Origin of the sequence: Mesorhizobium kowhaii (assembly GCF_042431665.1) — a bacterium.
Classification (GTDB): domain Bacteria; phylum Pseudomonadota; class Alphaproteobacteria; order Rhizobiales; family Rhizobiaceae; genus Mesorhizobium; species Mesorhizobium kowhaii.
Genome location: NZ_JBHLYT010000028.1, coordinates 15914 through 42340, shown reverse-complemented (window position 1 = coordinate 42340; position 26427 = coordinate 15914). Strand labels below are relative to the sequence as shown.

The 26427-nt window shown below is 59.8% G+C and carries 24 protein-coding genes; 8 read left to right on the top strand and 16 right to left on the bottom strand.

The window, feature by feature from the left end; genetic code table 11:
• The coding region (locus ACFFNA_RS17390; protein ID WP_378920189.1) for an Arm DNA-binding domain-containing protein at positions 1–273 on the bottom strand (273 nt) is incomplete at its 3' end.
• 1422 nt (positions 274–1695) lie between these two features.
• Between ACFFNA_RS17390 and ACFFNA_RS17385 the strand changes: the two genes are divergently transcribed.
• Positions 1696–2475, top strand: a complete 780-nt coding sequence (locus ACFFNA_RS17385) for a class I fructose-bisphosphate aldolase (RefSeq protein ID WP_378920187.1) — start codon at positions 1696–1698, stop codon at positions 2473–2475.
• 167 nt (positions 2476–2642) lie between these two features.
• Here the strand turns inward: ACFFNA_RS17385 and ACFFNA_RS17380 are convergent, their stop codons facing one another.
• The 9 genes from ACFFNA_RS17380 to ACFFNA_RS17340 form a co-directional block, all read right to left on the bottom strand.
• On the bottom strand, positions 2643–4265 hold the full coding sequence (locus ACFFNA_RS17380; RefSeq protein ID WP_378920185.1) for a dihydroxyacetone kinase subunit DhaK: 1623 nt from the start codon (positions 4263–4265) through the stop codon (positions 2643–2645).
• 35 nt (positions 4266–4300) lie between these two features.
• On the bottom strand, positions 4301–5629 hold the full coding sequence (locus tag ACFFNA_RS17375; protein WP_378920183.1) for an FGGY-family carbohydrate kinase: 1329 nt from the start codon (positions 5627–5629) through the stop codon (positions 4301–4303).
• Between the two features lie 35 nt (positions 5630–5664).
• Positions 5665–6702, bottom strand: a complete 1038-nt coding sequence (locus tag ACFFNA_RS17370) for a zinc-dependent alcohol dehydrogenase (RefSeq protein ID WP_378920181.1) — start codon at positions 6700–6702, stop codon at positions 5665–5667.
• Positions 6703–6771: 69 nt separating this feature from the next.
• The gene (locus ACFFNA_RS17365) at positions 6772–7851 is read right to left on the bottom strand and encodes an ABC transporter ATP-binding protein (protein ID WP_378920179.1); all 1080 of its coding nucleotides are present in this window, start codon (positions 7849–7851) and stop codon (positions 6772–6774) included.
• 14 nt (positions 7852–7865) lie between these two features.
• Positions 7866–8693 (bottom strand): carbohydrate ABC transporter permease, encoded by an 828-nt coding sequence (locus ACFFNA_RS17360; protein ID WP_446685968.1) that lies wholly within the window; start codon positions 8691–8693, stop codon positions 7866–7868.
• Positions 8693–9520, bottom strand: a complete 828-nt coding sequence (locus ACFFNA_RS17355; protein WP_378920193.1) for a carbohydrate ABC transporter permease — start codon at positions 9518–9520, stop codon at positions 8693–8695. Before ACFFNA_RS17355 ends, ACFFNA_RS17360 begins: the two co-directional genes overlap by 1 nt.
• 136 nt (positions 9521–9656) lie before the next feature.
• A complete protein-coding gene (locus tag ACFFNA_RS17350) occupies positions 9657–10970 on the bottom strand; it encodes an ABC transporter substrate-binding protein (RefSeq protein ID WP_378920175.1) in 1314 nt (437 codons plus the stop codon).
• 339 nt (positions 10971–11309) lie between these two features.
• Positions 11310–12101 carry a GntR family transcriptional regulator gene (locus ACFFNA_RS17345; protein WP_378920173.1) on the bottom strand — a complete coding sequence of 264 codons (792 nt, stop codon included), beginning with the start codon at positions 12099–12101 and terminating at the stop codon, positions 11310–11312.
• Between the two features lie 508 nt (positions 12102–12609).
• Positions 12610–13197, bottom strand: coding sequence for a TetR/AcrR family transcriptional regulator (locus ACFFNA_RS17340; RefSeq protein ID WP_378920171.1), 588 nt, complete (start codon positions 13195–13197; stop codon positions 12610–12612).
• 106 nt (positions 13198–13303) lie between these two features.
• On the opposite strand from ACFFNA_RS17340, the gene ACFFNA_RS17335 reads away from it, so the two are divergent.
• The gene (locus tag ACFFNA_RS17335) at positions 13304–14119 is read left to right on the top strand and encodes an oxidoreductase (RefSeq protein ID WP_378920169.1); all 816 of its coding nucleotides are present in this window, start codon (positions 13304–13306) and stop codon (positions 14117–14119) included.
• A gap of 60 nt (positions 14120–14179) precedes the next feature.
• Positions 14180–15181 carry an NADP-dependent oxidoreductase gene (locus ACFFNA_RS17330; protein ID WP_378920191.1) on the top strand — a complete coding sequence of 334 codons (1002 nt, stop codon included), beginning with the start codon at positions 14180–14182 and terminating at the stop codon, positions 15179–15181.
• Positions 15182–15787: 606 nt separating this feature from the next.
• Here the strand turns inward: ACFFNA_RS17330 and ACFFNA_RS41270 are convergent.
• From ACFFNA_RS41270 to ACFFNA_RS17310, 3 genes are all read right to left on the bottom strand, one after another.
• Positions 15788–16201, bottom strand: a complete 414-nt coding sequence (locus ACFFNA_RS41270; protein WP_446685967.1) for a hypothetical protein — start codon at positions 16199–16201, stop codon at positions 15788–15790.
• Positions 16202–16337: 136 nt separating this feature from the next.
• Positions 16338–17156, bottom strand: a complete 819-nt coding sequence (locus ACFFNA_RS17315) for an NmrA family NAD(P)-binding protein (protein WP_378920165.1) — start codon at positions 17154–17156, stop codon at positions 16338–16340.
• Between the two features lie 99 nt (positions 17157–17255).
• A complete protein-coding gene (locus tag ACFFNA_RS17310) occupies positions 17256–17678 on the bottom strand; it encodes a DoxX family protein (protein ID WP_378920163.1) in 423 nt (140 codons plus the stop codon).
• Positions 17679–17796: 118 nt separating this feature from the next.
• Between ACFFNA_RS17310 and ACFFNA_RS17305 the strand changes: the two genes are divergently transcribed.
• Positions 17797–18702, top strand: a complete 906-nt coding sequence (locus tag ACFFNA_RS17305) for a LysR family transcriptional regulator (protein ID WP_378920161.1) — start codon at positions 17797–17799, stop codon at positions 18700–18702.
• A 224-nt stretch (positions 18703–18926) separates the two neighbouring features.
• Here ACFFNA_RS17305 and ACFFNA_RS17300 read toward each other — a convergent pair whose 3' ends face one another.
• Positions 18927–19868 (bottom strand): LysR substrate-binding domain-containing protein, encoded by a 942-nt coding sequence (locus tag ACFFNA_RS17300; RefSeq protein WP_378920159.1) that lies wholly within the window; start codon positions 19866–19868, stop codon positions 18927–18929.
• A gap of 170 nt (positions 19869–20038) precedes the next feature.
• Here ACFFNA_RS17300 and ACFFNA_RS17295 point away from each other — a divergent pair, with 170 nt between their 5' ends.
• The 4 genes from ACFFNA_RS17295 (at position 20039) to ACFFNA_RS17280 (ending at position 24686) form a co-directional block, all read left to right on the top strand.
• On the top strand, positions 20039–21010 hold the full coding sequence (locus ACFFNA_RS17295; RefSeq protein ID WP_378920157.1) for an ABC transporter substrate-binding protein: 972 nt from the start codon (positions 20039–20041) through the stop codon (positions 21008–21010).
• A gap of 111 nt (positions 21011–21121) precedes the next feature.
• The gene (locus ACFFNA_RS17290; protein WP_378920155.1) at positions 21122–22171 is read left to right on the top strand and encodes an ABC transporter permease; all 1050 of its coding nucleotides are present in this window, start codon (positions 21122–21124) and stop codon (positions 22169–22171) included.
• Positions 22172–22233: 62 nt separating this feature from the next.
• Positions 22234–23259 carry an ATP-binding cassette domain-containing protein gene (locus ACFFNA_RS17285; RefSeq protein WP_446685969.1) on the top strand — a complete coding sequence of 342 codons (1026 nt, stop codon included), beginning with the start codon at positions 22234–22236 and terminating at the stop codon, positions 23257–23259.
• On the top strand, positions 23256–24686 hold the full coding sequence (locus ACFFNA_RS17280) for an aldehyde dehydrogenase family protein (RefSeq protein ID WP_378920151.1): 1431 nt from the start codon (positions 23256–23258) through the stop codon (positions 24684–24686). Before ACFFNA_RS17285 ends, ACFFNA_RS17280 begins: the two co-directional genes overlap by 4 nt.
• An 18-nt stretch (positions 24687–24704) precedes the next feature.
• Here the strand turns inward: ACFFNA_RS17280 and ACFFNA_RS17275 are convergent, their stop codons facing one another.
• Positions 24705–25229 (bottom strand): NAD(P)H-dependent oxidoreductase, encoded by a 525-nt coding sequence (locus tag ACFFNA_RS17275; RefSeq protein WP_378920149.1) that lies wholly within the window; start codon positions 25227–25229, stop codon positions 24705–24707.
• Positions 25230–25378: 149 nt separating this feature from the next.
• Entirely contained in the window at positions 25379–26416 is a 1038-nt protein-coding gene (locus tag ACFFNA_RS17270) for a GlxA family transcriptional regulator (RefSeq protein WP_378920147.1), read from the bottom strand.
• Between the last annotated feature and the right edge of the window lie 11 nt (positions 26417–26427).

Sequence of the window (26427 nt, the reverse complement as noted above, 5' to 3'; positions counted from 1 at the left end):
CCGAAGCGTCGCCGGATCCTTGCCTTCCACGACCTTGGCCAACTCGATCTTCGCAAGGTCCCGTGCGCGCTCCGCGGTAAGTGGGCCATAGGCGCCAATCTTCAGCCATCGCTGGCGTCCACTGTGGGTACGGAATTTGACCACAAATGTCTTTCGGCCAGATGGGAACACTCTGACGCCGAACCCTCTGAGCTCGGTATCCCAATAAAGGGTTCCTGTCTTGGTGCCATCTGACCGAAGGCTCTCGATTGCGCGTTTGTTAAATTTGGGCATCTTGCCTCTGGGGTTCCTTATGTTGCAACCATACTGCAACCAAATGGGAGCAAGCTCAAGGCAAATAATGGATACGCCCGGCGACGTGACACTCGCTATCCTATTGAATTGTTAGGGAGTTAGGATACTCTAGCGTATCCTAGCGAAAGCGATATAGCGCCCTCCGAAGGCAGAGGTCACAGGTTCGAATCCTGTCGGGTGCGCCAGTTTTCATATATTTTACAAATAGTTAGGGTTGGCATGGGTCTCGCTGTTCGATCGCAAGTAGTCTACCGTTTGTTTGATGCCGGCTTTCGCAAGAAAATGGGCTACTTTTGCCGTATTCCGCACGATCTCGCATCGTTTGGCGCCAGTACTGAGTAGAAAAAAGGGCTTTGCCGCTTACGTGCAAATTACCCTGTACTGCTGCCCACAAAGGCAGCAGTCAAGTTGTGCGGTACGTCGTGGATTTGGACACGTAGTCGTTAGAGGTGCTCATCTTCGGAGACGGCTGGAATGGGCCGAGATCGGACTAGCAGCTTTGGATTGCAGATCCTCATCCAGCACGAACAGTGTCTCGGGACGCACCGCGTCGAGCAACCTGTCCAGTTCCAGCCGTGACAAGACCTTGCCGACAGGTTCGAGGGCGAAGAGATGAAGACGATTCTTGGTTCGCGTGCGAGCTCGCGCACCAGTCCATCGGTTTCATAGTCGAATGCCGGGTCATCGGTACCTTGATCACATTCGCGCCTGCCGCCATTGGCTCGATCTCATGCAGACCGAAGCAAGGCGAAATGGTCAGGACGCTATCGTCTTTTCGCAGATAAGCGCGGCATAAGGCAGCGATCAGCTGTTCCGACCCATTGCCGCAGACGATCCCGTCGAGGCCGGCGCCAAGTCTCTCCGAGGGCGCCTGCCGCAGTGCGCCACAGGCTGAGCCGCTATAGCGCGACGGCACGAGTGACCGCAGCGGGCAGCTACCGCCGGCGATGCACCGTAGGGATTTTCGTTGCTTGCAAGTGCCGCGATGTCCTGCCGGCCGCTGATCCGCCGTGCCACGGCGGCCGAGATGCCAGCGTTGTAAATGGGAAGTGCGCTGACCTCCTCGCGCGGGCTAAGAGTGTTCCCCCGAACTGACTGCATGTTCCAGCCTTTCGATTGAGTGGCATTTTTCGATGTGCTTCCCGATGCTGTTCCGCCTCCGCCGCCCGCGTCAGTACGGCAGAAGTTCGGCGTGCGAGAACGCGACCAGAGGCAGCTCGAGCAATGCCACCTAACTGATTTTCTGCACCTGCTAGCACCGGACTTGCCTTGACATCCAAAAGCCTGAGAGGCTAGATACGTAATGTTCGGCTTGTCCGTACAACAGGGACAAGCCGCTCGGTTTTCTCCTTTGCCATTATCGCAGTTTCTCAAACGCCAAGCACAATAGGGACGAAACACATGTCGATGGAATATCGTCTGCGACGGACATTACCTAGCGATCGCGTGGCGATCATAATGCCTGTTGACCACGGGCTGATATTTGACCGGATCCCGGGGCTGGAAACGCCATCCGCGCCATTTGCCGCGTGGGCCGACCACGATGTGACCGGCTTCATGATGACCCCCGGCCAGGTGAAGCAAACTGAAAAGTTCTTCGCCGCGAACCCTCACCTGACCCGCGTTCTCACCATCGATACTTACTACGATTTCCGCGCCCTCGAAGGTGGATCGCATGATCTCATTACGACGGTCGAAGAGGCTGTGCGGATGGGGGTCGATGCGGTCAAGATGCTGTTCCCATGGAACATGTCCAACACAGAGCGGGTGGCGATGTGCAACCGCGTTGGCAAGGTCATCACCGCCTGTGATCACTGGGACATTCCGCTTGTGCTCGAACCCGTGATTATCGGCGCGCCTCGCAGCGAGGAAGTGATCGAGCAGGAAGAAAAGGTGGCGCGGATCGCCTATGACCTCGGCGCGCATATCATCAAGATTGCTTTCCCGGGTGAAGAACGCACGAAGCGCCTGGCGGAGGAACTGAAGGTCCCCCTGGTGATAGCGGGCGGGCCGCTTTCTGGTCCCCCTAGCGAAACGATTGATGCGGTTGCTCAGACCATCCGCGCGGGCGCGCGTGGCGTGATTGTCGGCCGCAACATCTGGCAACGTGACCGGCATGAAGGAGAGCAGACCTTGGCGGAAATCGCCAAGATCACCCGGAGCGTCAAGTTCCGCGACTGACTTTCGACACTCCCTTCGGAAGCACTTGGCGGAGGCAATTGGCGGAAGGGGCAGCCCTTCCGCCAATTGCATTTCCGAGGGTAGGCGTCGTTTCCGATTTCTCTTGAAAGGAATAGCCCCCCGCGCGGGGGCCAGCTATCAGTGCCGACTTCGATCAGACTGCTGGCTCATCGGTTGGCGACAGCTTCAAACAAGCGCGCCACCGCTTCAGCGCCGGGATCAATATGCCCGGCCAGCTGCCCTCCGGTAACATAAGACGCCCTGCCCGACCGGGCTTGCGTCATTGTAGCGGTGAGGTTCGCTCCCTCACGTGCCGCGGCTGCCGCGGCCGGAAGGCCTAACGTCAGCTCGTCCAGAGCCGGCGCAAGCGCGTCAACCATTGTCCTGTCACCCAACTGAGCGCCGCCGATTTGCTGCATGCGCTGAAGGCCCGCGCGCATGGCTTCCGGCAGTTGGGCACCGCCGGCGGCTGCTTCTCCTGCGGCTGCGAAAAAAATGGCCAGCAGAACGCCGGACGATCCGCCCATGGTCTGGCTAAGCACCCGGCTGACGGAACGGTACAGCGCGGGAATGTCGTTTAACGGCAGCTGGTCGACCTGATCGCGAAGCGCCCGCGCGGCGCCGGCAAGCGTCGACCCTGTGTCGCCGTCTCCGGACTTTGCATCCAGCGCGTTAAGGTCGGGCGCCGCTGTCAACAGCGTTGCACAGATTCCCAATATCAGCTTGCGGAGTTGGGCATTCGCGGACGGCGCTTCTGCCGTCGGCGCGATCCCCGCCGGCATCGGGACGGTTTGAGGCAGGCCAAACTTTGCGAGACCCGGCCACGCCGTGACTTGGACGGATGCGTTCAGCGCGGCAAGATCGCCCGCCGAGACCGGAAAGACCGAGAGTGAGAACCCACGCATGTCAAGCGCTGTCATCATGCTGGCGGGGCCAACAATGTGGCTGATTCTCGTGGCGAGGCCCGACTGGGCCAGTTCATGCGTCAAGACGGCCATTTCCAGAGAGGACGTTCCACCAAGATTGTTCAGCAGAGCGACGTGTGGGCCCGATCCCATGGCTTCACCAAGCTTGGCGCCGACAAGCGCCAAAGCACCCTTGGCACCGACAAAGTCAACTTGCTCAACGCCCGGCTCGCCATGGATCCCGAGGCCGAGCTCTGCCTTGCCAAACGGAATGCGGTCCTCCCTGGGCGATCCCGGGACAGTGCATGTATCAAGCGACATGCCGATGCTGCGCGTACCGGAAATCACCCGCTTCGCGATGTCGGTCACGGCCTGCAGGTCCGCACCATTTTCAGCGGCCGCACCGGCGATCTTGTGGACGAAGAGCGTGCCGGCGATACCACGCGGCTGCGGAATATCCGGCAGGGCGATATCATCGGCCACAATGACGATGTTGACCTTCTTTCCCAAGGCCCGTGCGCGCTCGGCCGCCAAACCGAAGTTCAGTCGGTCGCCGGTGTAGTTTTTGACGACGAGCAGGCAGCCGGCGTCTCCGGTCACCGCCAGAATACCCGCCAGGACGGCATCGACGGATGGCGAAGCGAAGATGTCGCCGCAAACAGCCGTTGTGAGCATACCCTTGCCCACAAAGCCGGCATGGCTTGGCTCGTGGCCCGACCCGCCGCCGGACACAATGGCGACTTTCCCGCGGTCCCAGTCCGCCCTAACAACGACCTTGATGTGAGGATAGCCGTCCAGCCGAACCAAGCGGCCGTTGGATGCACCGAGCAGCCCGTCGATTGCTTCCGTCACGATATTCTCTCGGGCATTCAGAAACTGCGCCATGGTCACTCCCGTCTTCAATACCGACCCTTGAGGGGCTATTTCTGGTTGGTCCTGGCCTTGAACCGTTCGAAGGCCTCTGCGTAGCGCGGCTGCCAGGCCTTGTTCGGCTGAACGACTGTGACAGGCGACTCGATACTGGTGCCGAGCCCGGCGGCGGAAGCCGCGAAGAGCGCGGCGCCCAGAACGGACAGTTCCTTTTCCGCGGGAGCGTGGACCGGCTGGCCGAACATGCTTGCCCGCAATTCCAACAGGGCGTTCGAGCGGCTCCAGCCGCCCGTCGCATAGATCGGTCCCTGGGGCACCCCGTAGGCGTTTAGGCGCTCCAGTATGTGACGGGCGTTCATGGTCGCCCATTCGAGCAATCTCCGCTCCGACGAGACATCCTCTGACCCATCGCCCGGGGTACCCGGCAGGCTCTCCAGTGCCATAGCGCGCCGGATAGCTTCCATACCGCCCGGAAAGCGGTTGACGGCCGCGGTGAACTCAAAGACGCCGAGGCAAGCGAACGTGCCCTCGCCCTCGATCGACGGCAGGAAAGCGACAGTGGAATCGAACGCACCCAGGGAAACGCTGGCCGTCTCACCATAAATCACGTTGGCGGTTCCAAGGGAGTCGACGCGCGCATCGGCCGCGAACTGGTGAATCGCATGTGCCGCTACCGGATGGTCATGCCCTGCGGCAACGAGCAATGTACGGCTGCTGGCGGCTCCACTGTTTATGAGCTCCGGGCTCGCGACCATGCCGATGATGGTACCGGCCGAGACTACCCTTGGCAGGGCCGGGGCGCGGCTCGCGATCATCAGCGATGCGATCCAGTCGCGCTCCACCGGATCGAAACAGGCCGTTCGCGCGGCAAGCGTGTCGCTGATAAATGGTGTGCCCGACCATTTCACCAGCGGGTAGTCCGTCAAAGACAACCAGCAGGAGGCGGCAGCCACTTGTTCGGGCAGGTTTCGCGCCGACCATAGCCATTTTGCCGCGCTGCGCGTCGGGTCTACAGCGATGCCTGCGCGCGGCGTTGCAGCGGTACCGGACGCCAACTCGTTGGCGTCGGACGTTGCCCTAGGGTCGAACCAGGGGATGGCCGGGCCGAGCGGATCCAGTGCCGCATCAACGTACAGTCCGTCTTCTCCAACACCGGTGGAGGAGATTGCCACGATCGGCCGAGCCTGCCCTACTTCCTTCCAACCGCCGATGACCATTTGCTCGATCAGGCGGACAAGATCGGCGGCGTCGGTCACCAAACCGAATCCGTCCCGCGCGCGCGGCGTTGGCTCGCTGCGCAACCAGACAAGATGATTGCACTCGTCGAAGAGGGCGACCTTAAGGTTGGTGGTGCCAATGTCGATGCCGCAAACCAGCATTGTCGCTCCGCGGTGCAAGAGGTGGACGCCGGATCTCAGCTGAACCGCAGCTGGGTTTTCACCGAGAGGCCCTTGCCCATGCTTTCGACGGCTGCTTCGAAGTCCCAAACGTCGAAAGGCTCGCCTATGAGCAAATCGGCTTGGGCCTTGATGTCCTGGATGAAATCCGCGGCCGGTGCGAACTGTTCGGCACAGGAATTGGAACCGACAAACGTCTGTTCGCCCTCGTACAGCAGGAACGGGTTGAAGGGCGCGGTTTTGTCGGCGTCGTGGACGCCGACCTGCACCAGTGTCCCGGTCTTTTCCAGAAGCTCCATTGCCTGCTGCAACGCAGGCTGAACGCCGGCGGCTTCGAAGATGATGTCGAACAGATCGCCTCGGAATCCGGAGGGCAACCGCGCGTCCGTGATGCCGACGCGCTTTGCCATCTCGAGTTTGGCCTGTGCAGGGTCACAAATTGCCACCGACCCCGCCCCTTGCGCCTTCGAGGCAAGCGCAATCAGCATACCCATGGTGCCGCCGCCAATGACCAGGATGTTGCGACCCTTCACCCCACGTGACGATTCCACCGCGTGTAGCGCACAGGCAAGCGGTTCGATCAGGGCAGCCGCCCCGTCGCCGATATTCTCTTTGACAGCCATCGTATTACGCGCAGGAACGGCGACGAATTCAGCGGCCGCGCCAGGCCGGCCGACGCCAATCGGGGTCAGATGAATGCAAAGGTTCGGACGGCCCGCTTTGCACCACCGGCAATTTCCACAAACCACGTTGGGATCGACGGCGACGAAGTCCCCTTCCTTAAGGCCTTTGACGTTCCTGCCAACGGCCGTCACGTGGCCGGCAAACTCATGGCCCGGTGTGACCGGGTAGTGCGTGCCGACAAAACCGTGGTGGAGGATGTGTAGATCAGTGCCGCATATTCCGCAGCGGGTCGGCTTTACGAGGATCTCGTCCTCGCTGATCGCCGGGACATCGCGTTCCACCACGCTCACCTTGTGATCGGCGGTGATCAGAACTGCTCTCATTCCGCTTGCCATTTGACGAGTTCCCTTAAGCTTTTCGCGTTCAATCATTGCCGTCGGTATGCGGAGGTCTGACTCGCGTGCGCATAGGCCCCACCCCGGGCGGTAAGCCGACCGTGCTCACGCCTCTAGTCGGAGGCCGTTTTCACCAAACAGGAGCGGTCGACCGGCCTTGGCAACACCCAGATTAACAGCATCGCCAACGGAGACCTTGGTCGACGCGTCGAGCTTCACAGTGATCAGCTTGCCGGTTCCCAGGTTCACGTAGCAAAGCGTCTCGCTGCCGAGGTGTTCAACCACATCGACGACACCGGACATGGTGCCGCTATCATTGATCTCGATCATTTCGGGGCGAAGGCCCACCGTCAGGCTGTCGCCCTGCACCAGGTTCGGCTGGAGCGGGACGATGATGTGAGATCCGCCGCTTAAGAACAATCTTACGCCGCCCGGCCCGACTTCAGCGACGCGAGCGTCGATCAGATTCATCTTTGGCGAACCGATGAAGCCTGCCACGAACGTGTTTGCGGGATTATTGTAAAGATCGAGCGGTGTTCCGATCTGTTCGATGACTCCTAGCCGCAGGACAACAATGCGGTCTGCCATCGTCATCGCTTCGACCTGGTCATGGGTGACATAAATCATTGTCGCCTTGAGCTTGCGGTGCAATTCGGCCAGCTCGATTCTCATCTGGACCCTGAGCGCCGCGTCAAGATTGGAAAGGGGCTCATCGAACAGGAAAATCTTCGGCTCGCGCACAATCGCCCGGCCGATGGCGACCCGCTGGCGCTGGCCGCCCGACAGCTGCTTGGGCTTGCGGTCAAGCAACTGCTCAAGTTGCAGGGTTCGCGCAGCTTCCTGCACTTTGCGGTTGCGTTCGGCCAGTGGCACGCCAGCCAGTTTAAGAGCGAAGCCCATGTTGTCGGCCACGGTCATGTGCGGATAGAGGGCATAACTCTGGAATACCATTGCGAGCCCACGAGCGTCGGCCGAGACGTCGTTCATCACCTCGCCATCGATCGTGAGTTCACCTGACGTAATTTCCTCGAGACCAGCGATCATCCGCAGCAGCGTGGACTTTCCGCAGCCGGAAGGCCCCACCAGCACGACGAATTCACGGTCCGCAACCTCGAGGCTGACGTCGTTGATGATGTGGACGGCGCCGTAATCCTTGTGAATGTTCGAGAGTTTGAGCGTGGACATGAATGGTTCCTATGTTACTTCACAGCGCCGAATGTCAGGCCGCGCACGAGTTGGCGCTGGGTGATCCAGCCGAAGATCAGGATAGGGGCGACCGAGGCAATGGAAGCGGCCGACAGTTTTGCCCAAAACTGCCCTTCGGAATTGGCGAAGGACGCGATTGCGAGGGCAAGGGTTCCTGCCTGGGTCGCGGTGATGTTGATGCTCCAGAAGGATTCGTTCCAGGCAAGGATCATCCCCAAAAGGGCGGTCGACGATATGCCGGGCGCTGTGAGCGGTATCAGGAGATATCGCATCTGGGTCAGCGGGCGGGCTCCATCCATCCGGCCCGCCTCCAGAATCTCGACTGGAACTTCCTTGAAATAGGAGAAGAGCATCCAAACGATCAACGGCAGGTTGCTCAGGCAAGTGATGATGACCAAGGCAATCCGGGTATCGATCAGGCCGAATTGAACCAGCAACAGGTAAATCGGAATAAGGACGCCGACGGCCGGCATGAAGCGGACCGAGAGCATCCAAAGCATGATGGCCCGTGTGCGCTTGGTCGGATAAAAGGCCATCACATACGCCGCTGGCGTAGCCAAGCCGATGGCAATCACGGTGGAAGCCACCGAGACCGCTACGCTGTTCCAAGCATGACGCAGGTAGCCCACGCGATCATTCATCTCAATGAAATTCTCGAGGGTCGGGTGAAAGAACAGCAAGGGCGGGATCGCCGCCGCGTCCTGTTCGGTCTTGAAGGCGGCCAGCATCATCCAGAACACCGGGAAAGCCATGACGATCCCTACCAGCCAACCTGCGATTGTTCGCGCCATATCCTGTGTTTTCAACGATTTACGCTGCATCACAGTTGCTCCGACATGACGCGGACGAAGAAGAAAGCGACGATGTTGGCAATCAGGATGGCAAAGACGCCTGCGGCAGACGCTAAGCCCACATCGAAACCCTGGAGCGCGCGTGAGAAGATGTAGAAGGGTATGTTGGTCGTGGCTGATCCGGGGCCGCCCATGGTGGTGACATAGATTTCGGCATAGGTGGACAGCAAAAAAATCGTTTCCAGCATGACCAGCACCGCTATGGGCCGATACAGGTGCGGCAGGACAACGTGGATAAACCGGGCAATCGCCTTGGCGCCGTCCATCTTGGCCGCCTCGATCTGTTCGCGGTCGAGCGATTGCAGCGCGGTCAGCAGGATCAACGTGGCAAAGGGTGTCCATGCCCAGGAAACGATGATGATGATGGCTGCCATCGGATAGCTGGAAAACCAGTCGATCGGTTGCAGGCCGACGAGTCGCATCATCCAGGAAATGAACCCCCAGACAGGATGCAGAAGCAGGTTCTTCCATACAAGTGCAGCGACGGTCGGCATTACGAAGAATGGCGTGATGACAAGGAGGCGGGCAATCGAACGGCCTGGGAACGGCCCGTCATAGAGAACCGCAAAAGCGCATCCCAGGACGAGCGTGATGACCAGCGGAACGAACACCAAGATGAGCGTGTTCAACACCACGACCGGCAAGTCAGGATCGGTGAACAGGTACTCGTAGTTGACCAGACCGCCAAATTCCGGCGGTGGCACCTGCAAGTTATAATTCTGGAAGGAATACCAGAGGGTCAGCACCAAGGGCACGAATGCCCAGACCGCAAGGATTGCCACCGACGGCAGCAGCAGCGGCCAGGTCTTGACCCTAAGAGTTGGCCGCGCCTTGGTTCGCCGCTGAACTTTACCAGTCGATGCTGTCAACTTGACCTCCCCGTGTGCGGACCTGCGCCTCGGGCCCCGCCGAGGCGCAGGAATTCATCCCCGCTTACTTGATATAGCCGGCCTTCTTCATGATCTTGTCAGAGTTGGCCGCTGCCGCATCGAGTGCATCCTTGACGGACATCCTTCCGGTCAGAGCAGCCGCGATCTGCTGGCCGAGGAAGTTATTGATCGCCTGCATTTCGGGAATGATGGGGAAGTTGATCCCGACGTAGGGCTTCGGCACAGCGGTGTTGTCGGTCAGGCTGGCGCTTTCGATCGCGTCAAGCGTCGGCTTTGCGAACGGGGCCGCCGCGAGATACTTGGGATTCTCATAGGTCGACTTACGGGTGCCCGGGGGGATGGTCACCCACCCTTCCTTGTCACCGATCATGTTGATGTATTCTTTGGATGTCGCCCATTCGATGAACTTCTTGGCTTCATCGGCATGCTGGGACGACGAAGGAACGCCCAAGGCCCAAGCCCAGAGCCACGCACCGCCCTTGTTCCAGGTCTCGACCGGGTTCTGGGCGAAGCCGAGCTTATCCGAGACTTTTGAACGCTTCGGATCGAAGAGCAGTCCGGCGGCAACGGTGGCGTCGTTCCACATCGCGCACTTCCCTTCGGCGAGGAGGTTCAGGTTCTCGTTGAACCCGTTTCCGACGACGCCTTGAGGACCATACTTGTTCGCGAGGTCGACGTAGAAGCTGATCGCTTTGTTCCACGCATCGCTGTTGACTGCGGAAGTCCAGTCCATGTTGAACTGCACCCCGCCGAAAACGTTGCCGACTAGGCCCAGGAGAGCCATGTTCTCGCCCCAGCCGGGCAGGCCGCGGATGCAGACGCCACTGAAGCCGTTGGACTTGTCATCCAGCTTCGATGCGAACTCCTTGATCTGGGTCCATGTCGGATGTTCCGGCATGGTCAGCCCGGCTTTCTCGAAAAGATCCTTTCTGTAGAACGTCATCGCGCTCTCGGCATAGAAGGGAACCGAGTAGAGATGGCCGTCATAGGACAGCGCGTCACGCACCGTCGGCAGAATGTCATTGACGTCGTAGGAAGCCGGCAGATTGTCGAAGGGCAACAGCCAGCCCTGCTTGCCCCAAATTGGGGTCTCGTACAGGCCGATCGTGATGATATCGAACTGGCCGCCCTTAGTGGCGATGTCGGTCGTCACGCGCTGGCGCAAGGTGTTTTCGTCCAGCACCAGCCAGTTCAACTTGACCCCGGCCTCTTTTTCATATTCGGCCGAGTACTTCTGCATCACGACCATGTCAGGGTTATTGACGGTCGCGATCGTCAGGGTGGTCTCGGCGCTGGCAATCCCTGTGAAGGACATGAGCGTCAGAGCAGATGAGAACAGTAGTCTATTCAAGTTCATTACATCCTCCTTGTTAGTCTTCTTTGGTTCCCAGATGAAAGTCGAACCGCCTGGACGCGGCACTCGGATGCGTTCGCCTGCTCGGCGTAATCGCAACATTCCAGCTCTGGAGTTTGGAGAGGCTCGGCAGACAGCTTTAGTCAGGGCTAGCTGACCAGGACTCGATGCAGCCATCCCGTTCACAAGTCGCCAGCATGATAACTCCTCCCGACATCGTGACAGTCGTGCAAACCCTTAGCGAGTTTGTCCTACCTGTCCCTCTTGTACGTACAGACCGTGTCACAAGAGAAGCCCGGAATCAAGCGGTATTGTCAAAGCTGGGAGTCGTATTTGCGCGGCTTAGGGTCGCTGAAGGCTCGTCGGATCGGCCGACGCGACGACCGTGACACGCACCACATCGGTGCGTACCCACGAGGTATAGTAGTCGAAGGGTCGCATGTCCTCGCCCCAGGATATGGAAGTCACGAGAAGAAGCGGTGAACCTGGCTGGACATCGAGAAACTCGGATACGTCTTCTGGGGCGCCGACGGCTTCGACGGTGCGTCTTGCACCATATATGCGGTAGCCATTCCCCTTGAGAACACGATTGAGTGAGCCGCGCCGCTGCATGACATCGCTTTGGAGAACGATATCCTTTAGTTCCGGAAGCAGATAGTTGACCGATAGCAGAGCAACCTCGCCATCAAGCCTTCTCAGGCGGCGCAGCAGGAACCCCTTGTCCCCGTCCTGCAGTCCCAATGCGCGGGCTGCAGCCCCGGAGAAACCTGTAGTCTTTGCCTCCAGAACCTCCGTTTCGACATTCCTGCGGTCATGATCGACTTCGCCTTCAAAGAAGCCATCTGCCACCTGAAGGACCCAACCGGCGCCCTTGTCCTTTGAGTCGATAACAAAAGCGCCACGACGGGGAATAACACGAACTCTGTTCTTGTCCTCGAGACTCCGCAGCGCATCCCTGACTGTCGAACGCGCAAGGTTATAATTGCGGCACAACTCGCTTTCGGTTGGGATGCGTTCACCGGGTCCATACTCCCCGCGGTCGATGGCTTCCTCGATAAGCCTCGACAGCTGCGCGTAGAACGGCTCAGGCGAAACCCGGTCAATCGAATGTTCCAGGTGCTTGCTCTGTTCCATTTCCGATCCTCATCGTGTAGAGGGACTGGCCGAGTCTTCAAAGGCCCTTCCGCTCCTGCATGTACAGGCAATCACGGCAACTGAGCGTGATAGCCAAGGTACGACCTGTAGGATAAGTACGTACAACAACTGCGGGCATGTGGAAAGGTTTTGCGATAAACCGCCAAGGAGATTTCGGCGGCGCCAACGCAGCCGCGCCGATCGCCAAACGAATGGACACGTTGCGCCGAGTCTCAAGCCTGGCACGTCGGCGCATCTCAATATCACGATTTGAACCGACCTGAAGCCGGTTCTACCAAATCGTATAACCGCGATCCATAACCTCGCCGACTCTCCGCAGCCAGTCTGCCGGTGCGTTGTCGAGTCGGACGGACGAAGAAACCAAACTGGTGCCCGGCGGTGCCAATCCACAGAGATCAGAGGCTGCACGTCCGAGCTCTGGCACAGTTCATGTTCCGTTTGCCCTTAGCGTACGATTTCGCACTGCTCTTGTTCCCACCCCTACAAGTCAGCGCGCTACTTCGTCCGGACGCGGCTTTATCAGCGTCCTTGCCGCATCCGCTCCGGCCGCGAGGATGCGATCCGACAACTCCGTTCCCTCCACGGCTCTGGCCAGTTCGAGGGCGCCGATGAGGGTCGCGAAGATGCCGAACGCCACGCCCTCCGGATCACGGGTTTGCGGCGGCATGTCCGCCGCTAGCTGGCGCACCAGGGTCAGCAGGCGCTCAGTGTAGAATTGACGCGTTTCGGACGGCTCGCGCGCGATCTCCGGCAACAGCGCAGCGGAAGCGCAGCCCGTCTCCGGATGGTCCCGATGCTGAGGCGACAGATACATTGCTAGAGCCAGATCCAACCCTCCTGAGGCCAATGCCTCTCGCAGTTGTTGCGCCTGGACTTCGAGCGCCGAAGCCATGCTTTCGCGGACGAGGTCGGCTTTGGACTGAAAGTGCGGATAGAAGGCGCCGTTGGTCAGGCCAGCGTCTTTCATGATGCTGGCCAATCCGGACGCGGCGATGCCGTCACTGCGAAACCGCTCGGCGGCGACCTCCATGATCCGGCTGCGCGATGCATCCTTTCGGCCTTTTTCGTAGCGCATGATCTTCCTTTCGCATTTTCCTATTGCATTACGGTCATAATCTGATATTACGATCATAATTCAAACGCCGATGACTGGCAAGACCTCTTGAGTTAGGAGCCACCAAATGAACAGGAATTCCGGAAAGACCGCGATCGTGACCGGCGCCTCCTCGGGCATCGGCCGCGCCTGCGCCGAGGCGCTGGCGCGGGCCGGCTTCACCGTCTTCGGCACAAGTCGCGGCAAGGCTGGTAATGGCCCGGCGCAGGTGTCCATGCTGACGTGCGACGTCACCGATGGCGACTCGGTCAGCGCCCTCGTTTCGACAGTGCTGGCGCAGACCGGCCGGATCGACCTGCTGGTCAACAATGCCGGTGTTGGCCTGCTTGGTGGCGCCGAGGAATCCTCGGTTGCACAGGTGCAGGCCCTGTTCGACGTCAATCTGTTCGGCGTCATGCGCGTGACCAATGCGGTGCTGCCGTCGATGCGGCGGCGCGGCGAAGGGCGCATCATCAACATCGGCTCCATCCTGGGATTGGTACCCGCGCCATATTCGGCGCATTATTCCGCGGTCAAGCACGCGCTCGAAGGTTATTCGGAATCGCTCGATCATGAGATTCGTGCCTTCAACATTCGCGTCTCGGTCATCGAGCCGGCATTCGTGCGCACCGTCTTCGACCAGAACGGGATTGAGCCGGATTCCGTGTTGAAGGAATACGATGGGGCGAGAGCCGGGTTCAAGGCGCTGCTTGCCGATGTGATGCCCAAAGCCGATCGGCCGGAAGTGGTGGCGGATGTGGTCGTCAAGGCGGCGACCGATGCCCGTCCGCGACGGCGCTATACCGCCGGCAAGGCAGCGCGCCAGGTCAGCCTGCTGCGCCGCTTCGCACCCGCGGAGATGTTCGACAAGACCTTGCGCAAGCAGTTCCGCCTACCGGTCTGAACAAGTCCAGCCTGTCTTATGCGGGACAGCATCAAGACCCATTTTTAGAAAGCGAACATGATGAAAGCCTTTGTCGTCGATAAATATCAGAAGAAGGGCATTCTGCGGCTTGCCGAAATGCCTCAGCCGAATCTGCTGGACAATGATGTCCTGGTCGAGATTCACGCCGCCGGCCTGAACCTTCTGGATGCCAAAGTCCGGAGCGGGGAGTTCAAACTGATTCTGCCATATCGTCCGACCTTCGTCCTTGGCCACGACGTGGCGGGGATTGTCGTTCGGGTTGGATCGAAAGTCCGAAAATTCAAACCCGGCGACGAGGTCTATGCGCGGCCGCGCGACGGCCGCATCGGGACATTCGCCGAGTTCATCGCCATGGATGAGGCCGATGTGGCCTTGAAGCCCAAGAACCTCAGCATGGAAGAGGCCGCCTCGATACCTCTTGTGGGCCTGACCGCCTGGCAGGTGCTGGTCGAAAAGGCCAATCTGAGGAAAGGCCAGAAAGTCTTTATCCAGGCCGGCTCCGGCGGCGTGGGGACATTCGCCATCCAACTGGCAAAGCATCTCGGCGCGACCGTTGCGACGACGGCGAGCGCGGCGAACATCGATCTGGTCAAGAGCCTAGGCGCCGATATCGTCATCGACTACAAGAAAGACGATTTCGAGAAAGTCCTGTCGGGCTATGACGTCGTTCTGAACAGCCAGGACGCCAAAACGCTCGAAAAATCCCTGCGCGTGCTGAAGCCGGGCGGCAAGCTCATCTCCATTTCCGGCCCGCCGGATCCAGAATTTGCCAGGAAGCAGGGACTGAACGTGGCGCTGAGGCTGGTTCTGCGCCTGCTGAGCCGCGGCATACGCAGCAGGGCCAAACGCGCCGGTGTCGGCTATTCGTTCCTGTTCATGTGGGCGCAAGGCGAACAACTGGGCAAGATCACCTCGCTCATCGAAGCCGGCATCGTACGCCCCGTCATGGATCGGACTTTCCCGTTCGAACAGACCAACGAGGCACTGGCTTACGTCGAAACAGGGCGCGCCAAGGGAAAGGTCGTCGTCAAGGTCAGATAGAAATTCCCTTGCTTTCAGGAACCAAGACGGCCTCCTACAAGGTTTGTCGTCTTCGACGACAAGATCGGCTGTGGTCCGGGATCTCGAAACCCGGAATGGCTACCTTACATCGCTATACGACGCCGCAACTTGATGGTGGATCGGCGGGATTTGAATGCATGCGCTAAAACTGCCGACACAAGGCAAACCATAGGCAATGTCCGCTTTTGAAGATGGGCGAACGCGGCTTTGACGACGGAAATGAGGCGCAAACGGCCATTGTCAGAGTGACCTGATCAGGTAGCAGCGTGGTCTGCCTTGAACTCTGTCCCCTTCGCCTGCCCCAGGAAGTGTGCAAGCGCCGATTTCCTAGAATTCCGATCGAGCGCGTAGGCGGTGTGGTTGAAGGCGACGCCATCCAGCGGGCCTTGGATGTAACCGGCGATGCTGAAGGTCGTCGTCCCATATGACATAGTCCGAGGACCTGATATTGGTGGCATCGACGGTTCGTTTGGTCAGCTTCGCCATTCGGGGGACGTTCCTTCGTAAAGTCCCTGCGTAAGCGATGCGTAAGCACGGCAGGGAGAGGTTTGAGCCGCTCCGTCGTACCGTCGGCGCTGGTCGATTTCAAATTTGTTTTGTGATTTCAGTGGCATAGCGCGCGTACTTTTCGGTGCCATGAACGGCCGGCGCATCTTCGATGGGCCCGACGGCGAGCCGGTAGGCCTTCCCGCCGGCTGCGGCATGGGCTGCGCTTAGGGAACAATGACAAACTTGCCGACATGATTGCGTTTGACGAATTCTGTCTGTGCCAAAGCGAGGTCCTTCAAATGGTAGGTCCTCTCCATCAACGGCTTCAGACGTCCTGAGGTGATCAGGGCGATTATCGCCTTGAAGGTTTCCGGCGTAGGGCAATGTGATGCCGAACAACTCCAGATCCTTGTAGATGAGGTCCCTAAGATCAATCGATTGGATCGGGCCCGCCAGAGCACCAGCTATCGTATACCGCCCTCCGCGGCACAGCAATTTGAGGCTCTCCATGAAAAACGGTCCGCAGGTTGAGCCTGTCCGGCGGGAGTGGAGGCGCTTCGCGTTGCTTTGAGTTGTTGAGCGCTGCCCGCGATGCGTCCGACGCAGAAGCGGGCAGTCTCCGTGTCATGCCTGAGCCGTCCCGGACTTACGCTTTGGCGGCGTTCCGGACAGCCTCGAATACATCGCGTGCGGGCGTCGTACCCGCTACGTGCTCCGTACCCTGGACCCCGAGGGCCATCCATCCCGAGTTGACGGCCTCAAACATCGCTTCAGCCGGTCCTGTCTGGCCCTTCGGAATGCCGAACTGCTCGAATGCTGCCGGCCACTCAGCCCGCGGGACGGCAAAGGCTTTGACGTCGAGCTTCATGACTTCACCCAATTGCGCAGCGACCTCATCCGCGCTCACCATCGAACCGAGTTCGATGACCCGATGCCCCGACCAAGCCGGCCCGCTCAGAAGGCTTGCCACCTCAGCGCCGATGTCGTTGGTCGCGACCATGGTCGATTTCCGATTTGTCGGGTTGTAGTAGACGGGCAGCGTGCCGCCCTGGGCGACGTGCAACCCGTAGAGGAAGTTTTCGAAAAACCCACCGGCTCGTACATATGCGATCGGCAGTGTCAGGTCGCGAAAGCCCTGCTCCAGAAGCGACAGGGCCGTGATCATCCCCAGCCCGCTGGTCCTGTTCGCACCCATCGACGAGAGTGCGACCATCCGCGGCGGCGGCGCCTTGGTGAGCGCCTCGACATAGTTCGCGATGACGCCCCTGGCTTCCTTGAAATCCGGCGAAGGGGCCCAGACGGCCGGCAACATGATAAACGCCCCGTCGACGCCCTCGAGCGCCCGCTCGATGGCGGCCGCATCGTTCCAGTCGCCATCGACCAGTTCGACACCCTGGTCCATCCAGCTTGCCGCCTTCGCGCGGTCGCGGACCAGCGCGCGTACCTTCTTGCCTTGCGCCAGCAAATGTCTTGCGGTGGCACCGCCAACATTTCCTGTAATTCCCGTCACTAAAAACATGTGTTTTCTCCTGATCTTGAGGGACAGAGCACTGCCCCTATTGGTTCAACGGATGAGCGGCAGAATGGCCCGGATACGGGGATCGCGCGCGTAGAGGCCGCCCCATGTCATCGCGCCCAGAAGCAGGGAAATGATTTCCGGCGGCGACCCCAACTCACCGATGCGGACATGGGCACAGATGGCACCGCCCAAAAAGCCCGTCACCAGGATCGCGCCGAGGACGGCGGTGGCCGGGATGGCGTAAAGGATGGCGCAGGCGAGTATGATCGGACCGACGACACGGGTCAGGTCCATCGCGAAGCCGGTTTCCTGCAACACGCTCGCGATCTGTGCCGGCGCGAAAAGCTGAATGGTCCCGTCTGCCACCAGAGCGATAACGACAATCGCGCTCATTATCCGGCCGGCCCACAGGCTAGGATGCAAAGTCATAGCTTCAGGCACATGATAGAGGTTCATTGTTTTGGACACTTGTCATTCTCCGATAGGGTCATCTGATTTGGAGACTTACTGTGTCTATTGGGCATGATAAATATCGGCGGAACGAACGCACTGTTATCTCTGTGATGAACAATACCGAGACACGAAAATGCAGAATCTTGAACCCATCCTCATATTCACAACGGTAGCGGAAATGGGGAGCTTCACCCGCGCAGCCGATAGCCTGGGCATCCAAAAGGGGAGGGCCTCAACGGCGGTCCGGAAGCTGGAAGAAGATGTCGGTGTCAGGCTCCTGCACCGGACGACGCGCAGCGTGCAGTTGACGGAGGACGGACGCGCATTTCATGCCCGTGCCCGCGATCTGCTTGCTGAAGTCGACGACCTGCACTCGATGTTCGCCGGCGATCGCGTAGCACTTCGCGGTCGTTTACGGGTCGATCTTCCGACCGAGGTGGCGCGCACAACGATCGTGCCGGCCTTGCCGGATTTCATGGCGACGCACCCCGATTTGGAATTGGAGGTGTCGAGCACGGATCGGCAAGTCGATCTGGTTCAAGAGGGGTTCGACTGTGTATTGCGGCTTGGCCCCATAGGGGACGAGACCCTGATTGCCCGGCCACTGGGCATGTTGCGCATGGTCAACGCTGCAAGTCCCGCCTATCTGGCGCGCTATGGCGTCCCTCTATCGCTAGAAGATCTCCAGCGTCAGGAACATCGGACAATTCATTTTTCGACGACACTGGGCGCAAGACCCTATGGATGGGAATATCCGGACGGCGACAGCTACGCGACGCTTCAGTTGCCAGGTGCGCTGCACGTCAACAGCGCGCAGACCTACGAAGCCGCAGCCCTGGCCGGCCTTGGCCTGATTCAGGCACCACTCTTGGGGATCGGCCGATACCTGGAGAATGGCACGCTTGTGGAGATCATCCCCGATTTTCGTCGCCGGGCGCTCGCCGTGTCCCTCGTCGTAGCACATCGGAGCAATCTGTCGCGCCGGGTCCGCGCATTCATGAAATGGATCGAAGATGTGCTGGCGCCGTATATGGAATAGCGAGACGAACATCTCCCTCCGGCCCTCGAAATCAACATTCCGAAGTTACGTCTGCCGATAGGCTACAGAAGGTGTTGCGATGACCAGTTGAACTCACCCGCGCTTTCCTGACATTCAGTCCCTCGCAGCGAAAGCCTGGGGGCGGTATAGATCGCGGCTTGTGGGTGGCCATGTTCGCCAGCCTCAGCTTCATGACACGTGAAGGCGACCAACACTAACCTTGACTAGCGGTCGTCGAGCTCGATGGCCCCCGCCAGGTCTGCCTCCTTCTTCGGGAATGAACTTTTGACCCAATTGGAAAAGACTTGCGAGGAGGCGGACGGCATTCCTCCCTTGGGCAGCAACAAGTGAAACGCATGGCGCACGACTGGAGGCGCGTCAACGGGCTGTATCAGAGTGCCATTGGACAGGAACCTCTCGATGAGCGGTGGACCGATCAGGGCGAACCCCTGGCCGTCGAGCGCTGCCTGTACAAGGTTGGTGTAGGAGTTGACTGTTATACTTGGTCGCGCCTTCGCCGTATCCATGCCTAGCGCATGGAACCATTTCGACCAGCGGGTCTGTTCATCAAAGGGACCCTCCAGATGAATGAGGGGATACTTGAGCAGGTCGGCTGGAGCCAAAATCGTCCCTTGAGGCAGAAACGTGCTCGCGCAGGTGGGGCTTATCGCTTGCCGGCCGAGGAAGGTGGCCTCGGCGTCGTCGAAGGGTGGACTGCCGTAGCGGATCGCGACGTCGATGTTGTCTTCGAACCCGAGATTGCTGTCTGAGACGATAAATCTCAATTCGATGTCGGGGTGGATCGTCCGGAACTCGCCGAGCCTCGGTGACAGCCAATAGGTCATGAAACCCGGCGTGCTGCCGACATTGACGATGTTGGTGTCTGAACGCCTGCTGATTTCCACCGTCGCGCGCAGCGCTCGTTCTAGCACCTCCGAGATGGCGACGTGATACCTTTCTCCCGCCCTCGTCAGCTGAACCGAGCGTTGCAGGCGCTGGAACAGCGGCACGCCGAGAAATCGCTCCAAGGCATGAATTTGCTGGCTGACCGCGACGCGCGAAACGTTCAGTTCCGACGCCGCTTTGGTAAAGCTAAGCTGACGCCCCGCGGCTTCGAACGTTATGAGAAGGTTGGGCGGCGGCAGTTTACTGCGGAGTCTTTGCATAAAGCCTACCTTACCCATAGCGTAGGAATTAAGCAACTTGTCACCAGCCCGCCGGACCGTAATCTGCCCCCTGCGTAATAAGCCGAAAAAGACCTGATCGCGAGCCGCCGGGAGGCAGCACTTAAGCTCGCGGCGATCGGTCAGGCACAACTTCGCCAAAGGGGAATGACATGAAATCTATTCTTGCAGCAGTCGGTATGATCGGCGCGAGCTTTCTGGCAAGCGCATCCTCCGCCAACGCGGCGTGTGGAACGGTGACCATCACCGAAATGAATTGGGCCTCGGCCGCCGTGGTGACCGCCGTATCGAGCTTCCTGATGGAGCAGGGTTACGGCTGTACGGTGAAGAAGGTGCCGACGTCGACGGTTCCAGCGCTCACGTCGCTTGCCGAAACGGGACAGCCCGACATCTTGACCGAAGTCTGGCCGGGCGTCGCGGACGTCTATTACAAGCTCGAGGCAGAGGGCAAGATCGTCAAGGTAGGCGACGTGCTTTCCGACGGCGGCGTCGATGCATGGCTCATTCCCGACTATCTCGCGCAGGCCCATCCCGAATTGAAGTCGCTTGACGGGATCCTGGCGAACCCGAAACTTGTAGGCGCCCGGTTCAACAACTGCCCGGTTGGCTGGGGCTGCCGCACCTCGAACGACAATCTGGTCAAGGCATTCGAACTCGAGAAACATGGCATCGAGGTTTTCAACCATGGCTCCGGCGAGACTCTCGCCGCCTCCATGGCGGCGGCCTATACCGCGAAGGAGCCCTGGTTCGGCTACTATTGGGCTCCGACAGGGGTCCTCGGCAAATACAAGATGGTGGAGGTCGACATGGGACCTGTCGACAAGGACAAGGCCAAGTGCAACGCCACCGCCAATTGCCCGACACCAGGCAAGACCGGCTGGCCGAGGGCCACGGTTTTGACCACGATGGCTAAGCCTTTCTATGACAAGAACCCCGAACTGGTCGCCCTCATGAGCAAGGTGAGCTTCACCAACAAGACCATGAACGAGCTGCTTGCCTGGCAGGAAGACAAGAAGGCGACCGCCGACGAAACTGCCGTATATTTTCTGACAAACTACAAGGACGTTTGGCCGACCTGGCTGTCGGACGACGCCAAAGCGAAGGTCACTGCCATCGTAAAGTAAACGGTCTGGGTTCGCGGACAGATTGTCCGCGAACCCATTGTCGTTTTTCTGGATCCTGGGTTTTCGAGACGGCATCGCGGTACGCCATTCGTTACCAGACTGAAGGCGCCCATGGCTTTTTACGACGGACTATTCAACCAACTCGGACTTCGTGGATGGTGCGACGCATCTGATGCCACGGGCCCGATGACCATGGCCGAATTGCTCAAGAAGAGCAAAGAAGCCAATGCAGGGGGGCAGTCGCCGGGGGACGCCCCGTTTCCTTCGCTTGACGCGCTGCATGATGCCTGTCGCGCCGTGCCGCGTACTCGAGACCTGACCACCGGCATCGAGGACAGCTTTCTCCATGTCCGTGTCGCGCTGAAGACGGTGCTCGATCCGCTGACGCAACCGCTGTCATGGCTGCTTGATTTCTCGCTCAAGGTGGTCGAAGTCGTCCCGTGGTGGGCGCTGGTGATCGGGCTCCTGCTGCTTGTCTATTTCGCGTCCCGGTCATGGTCGATCCTTGCCCTGGTCGCCGCGACTTTGTTCCTCCTCGGTTTTATCGACCATCTCCATTACGCGCTGCAGACGATGGCGATCGTCTTTACCTGCACCTTCATCTGCATCCTCGTCGGCATCCCCATCGGCATACTGATGGCGAAGAGCAATCGGCTTGAGAGGCTCTCGCTTCCCGTCCTCGATATGCTGCAGACGCTTCCCTCCTTCGTTTACCTCATTCCGCTGATCTTCCTGTTCTCGGTGACCGAGTCGAAGCTCTACGGCATCGCCATCATCCTCTACGCCATCGTTCCGGTGGTCCGGCTCACCAACCTCGGCATCCGGATGGTCGACGGTAACGTCGGCGAGGCCGCGGACGCCTTCGGCATGGACCGCTGGCAGAAGCTGTTCAAGGTGGAAATGCCGCTGGCGCTTCCGAGTATAATGGCGGGCGTCAACCAGACGATCATGATGGCGCTTTCGATGGTCGTGATCGCCTCTCTGGTGTCGGCGCCGGGCTTGGGCGTGCTGGTTCTGCGCGGCATCAACAACCTCGAACTCGGCACCGGTCTGGTCGCGGGTCTCGGCATCGTGCTGCTGGCCATCATGTTCGACCGGGTAAGCAAAGCCTCAATGGCGCGCGTCAATGGAACACTCCAGCCACGGGAGGAAGGCCGTTGACCGAACAGCCCAAGATTTCCATCCGGAACCTCTACAAGATATTTGGTCCTGATGCGCGGTCGATGGTGCCCAGGGTTGAGGGCGGCATGGGCAAGACCGAGCTTCTCGAGAAGCACAATCATGTCCTGGGGCTTCAGGACATAAACGTCGATATACGCCGCGGCGACATCACCGTGATCATGGGCCTTTCGGGCTCGGGAAAGTCGACGCTGATCCGCCATCTGAACGGCCTCATAAAGCCCACCGCAGGCGAAATCCTTCTCGACGGCGCCAATGTGGCGGGCCTCACCGGCGCGGCACTACGGGAGCTGCGCCGGTTTCGGATGTCGATGGTGTTCCAGAACTTCGCTCTGATGCCGCATATGCGCGTTCTCCAGAACGTCGAGATGGCACAGCGCGTCAGGGGTGACAGCGAAGCGGATGCCCGCCAGAACGCGATCAAATGGCTGCAGCGGCTCGGCCTCAAGGGCTTCGAGAACCGCTATCCTCATCAGCTCTCCGGCGGCATGCAACAGCGCGTGGGGATTGCGAGGGCGCTGGCGTCCAACTCCGACGTCATGCTCATGGATGAGGCGTTTTCGGCGCTTGACCCGCTGATGCGGACGGACATGCAGAGCCTGCTGCTCGAGCTTCAAGCCGAGTTGTCCAAGACCATCGTTTTCATCACCCACGACCTGGATGAAGCGCTCAGGATCGCCGACTTCCTGGTGATCCTGAAAGACGGCGTTGTCGTCCAGCAAGGCGAGCCGCAGAGCATCATCCTCAACCCGGCCGATGCCTACATCGAGAAGTTCGTCAACGACATCAATCGCGCACGTGTGCTGCGTGCGGAGTCTGTCATGGTGCCAGGCCTCATTGTCCAGGCCGGCACATCGGGACAGGTCGACGTGGACGACAACCTCGAAACGGTGATGTCGCGTTCGCAAGGCGATCTCACCCGGACCTTTGTCGTGACCAGGGACGGAATTCCGGCCGGATTGATAAAAATGCAGGACGTCTTCAAGGCTCTTGTCCCACGACATGCAGGGCCGCCGACCCAGGTTGCCGGGCTGGCCTCGGAGTCAATCAAAGAGGCGCATACATCTTGAAATATCTCGACCACTTCTACATCGACGGCCGCTTCGTTCCGGCTAAACACAGGCCGCGCAGGGCCGTCATCAACCCGGCGACGGAAGAACCGGCCGGGAGCATTGCCATGGGCACCGCGGAGGACGTGAATGCGGCGGTCACAGCTGCCCGAAGGGCCTTCAGCACCTATGGCCGTTCGTCGCGCGAGGAACGGCTGGAGATGCTTCGGCGCGTCCTGAAACTGTTCGATGAACGTGCCGAGGAATTTGCCCAACTGACGACGCTCGAGATGGGCGCACCGATCACGTTCGCCAGGCAGGCGCAGATCGCCGGATCGAGGGCGCATATCGCCGACACCATTCGTATTCTCGAACACTATGAATTCGACCGGCTGGCCGGCCGGACACTCTTGGCATTTGAACCGGTCGGTGTCTGCGCGCTCATCGCGCCGTGGAACTTCCCGGTTCTGCAGATCATCACCAAGGTCATGCCGGCGCTGGCGACCGGATGCACGATCGTGCTGAAGCCGAGCGAATACGCTCCGATCAGCCCGATGCTGTTCGCCGAAGTCCTGCACGAGGCCGGCGTGCCGCCCGGTGTCTTTAACTTGATCAACGGTGATGGTCCCACGGTCGGCGAAGCGATGTCGAGCCATCCGGATGTCGATATGGTCTCGTTCACGGGGTCCACCCGGGCGGGCATTCAAGTGGCAAAGAACGCCGCCGATACCGTCAAGCGCGTCCACCAGGAACTCGGTGGAAACTCCGCCAACATCCTTCTGCCGGATGTCGATCTGGAGCCGGCGGTAACCAGGGGTGTCCTCGGCGCCTATCGCAACGCCGGCCAGTCCTGCACCGCGCCGACGCGTATGCTGGTTCCCCGGCAACTCCACGAGGAGGCGATCGGGATCGCGAAACGAACCGCCGAATCCGTCGTCATCGGCGACGTAAACGACGCGGCCACCACGCTCGGGCCCGTGATGAACGAACGGCAGTTCGAGCGGGTCAATTCGCTGATCGACTCCGCGGTGGGGGAAGGTGCAACCCTGGTCACCGGTGGATCCGGCAGGCCGTCCTCGCTAAACCGCGGATACTTCGTGAGGCCGACCGTGTTCGGCCATGTCACGACCGATATGGCGGTGGCTCGCGAGGAGATGTTCGGCCCGGTCGTCAGCCTCATCCCGTATGACAGCGTCGATGAGGCAATCGAGATCACCAACGATACGCCCTACGGCCTCGCCGCATATCTGCAGTCGAAGGATCTCGGCGTCGCCAAACGCGTCGCCTCGAAACTTCGGGCCGGGCAGGTGATGATCAACCATCCGGATTGGGATGCGTCGGCGCCGTTCGGAGGCTTTAAGCAATCGGGCAACGGCCGCGAATGCGGGGAATTCGGTTTCGAGGCATTCCTCGAGGTCAAGGCCATCGGCGGCCTTCATGAAGGCTGACCGGAGCAATCGGCTGTCTTAGCGGACGGCGGCGACAAGTGTGCCCACAGCCGACGCAATCCGCTGGCGCAGCGCCTCGGTCGGTTCGTTCTCAGGCCCGAAGTCCTGGTCCAGCGCATAAACGGACCCAGGCACGACGGCTGCTCGAAAGAAAGCAAACAACGGTCGAAATTGGTGGTCGATCATCAGCTCGTGGCTCGATGTTTTGCCGGTCGCTGCGACTAGAACTGGACGTCCGCGAAGAGCATTCATGTCCAACATGTCGAACAAGTGCTTCAATAGACCGGTATAGGATGCCTTATAGACCGGCGATCCGACCACCAGCGCGTCACATGTTTCGATCGCCGTCCAAATTCGGTCGGTCTCGGGTGGCGCATTCTTCCTTCCGAAGGTAGCGCCAAGCGACGGTCCTGCGTCGACGAGGTCGAAGACAAGGGCTTCCCAACCCAATTCCGTCGCTGCGGCCTCGACGATCGTTTCCACCATTCTGCGGGTCTTGGAAGGACGACTGAAATTGCCGCTGATTCCGACTATGGTTCCCATTGGGAGCAGACTTCCTCTCTAGCTGCGTTTGGGCCTGTCAAAGCCCCGCCGCGATCGACGTCACCCGAGCAGACAACGACCATCGCGGGTCTCTCGCCGCGCGGTGGACCAGCACGCTCCGCGGCAATGGCGGTCGACGCGCGGTTCAGTCATGCGATGCCTCCCGGAGGCGCGCGATCCAGTCGCTGCTCGAGAGAGGGAACATATGCGCTTCGCGGACGCCGCGCCCGCATCTGCTGTGGCGAAACTCCATGGAACGTCCTGTAGCACTTGGCGAAATGCGACGCTGAAACAAAGCCGGACGCTACGGCCACGTCGAGAATCGCCATGCCTGATTGCAGGAGCATCAGCCGTGCGTGATCCAGTCGGAGTTCGAGATAGAAGCGGGAGGGAGATGTCGCCAACTCCCTGGCGAAAAGACGCTCCATCTGCCTACGGGAAAGCTTGATGTGCCTCGCTACCGCTGAGACATCGGTGTGATCCGCGATATTGTCTTCCATGAATTGGACGGCCGACAGGACGAGCGGATTTAGGCTACCTAATGTTCGCAACAGACAACGCTGTCGTTCAGCCGGCTCCCTTATGCGGTCGACAATTGCCTGTTCGCAGATTGCCAACGCCACCCGTCGTCCGCAGTCCTTCTCAATAAAATGCAGCATCATATCGAAGGAGGCCGCCCCGCCAACGCAGGTATGGATGTTGTCATCGCTTTCAATGAGACCGCTGCGGACAATGGCAGACGGAAACGTCTCCTTGAAGATCGGAAGGTTCTCCCAGTGGATGGTGCAACGCCTTCCAGCCAACATTCCAGCATTTGCAAGAATATACGCACCAGTGCAGACACCCGCTACGGGGATGCCGAAATTCCGGCTCTGGCGTAACCACCCCGCGACAGATCTATCCACCGTACGCTCGACGTGCCAGCCCGCGCATACCACGATCATATGCGCCCGTTCCGCTCGCGTACTCGAGCGCTCTGCAACGACAGAGCAATCAGGGGAAATCGACAGCCCGCAGCTGGATCGCACGGGGTTGCCGTCTACCGTGACGGTCCGCCATCGATAGACTTCCTTCCCCATGACCGCATTCGCCAAGCGCAACGCTTCTATCGCCGACGTGAAGGCGAGCATGGTGAACTCGGGGACGATGTAGAAGACGTAGGTCTTTGACGGAGAATCTTCGGTCATTGGTCGGACTA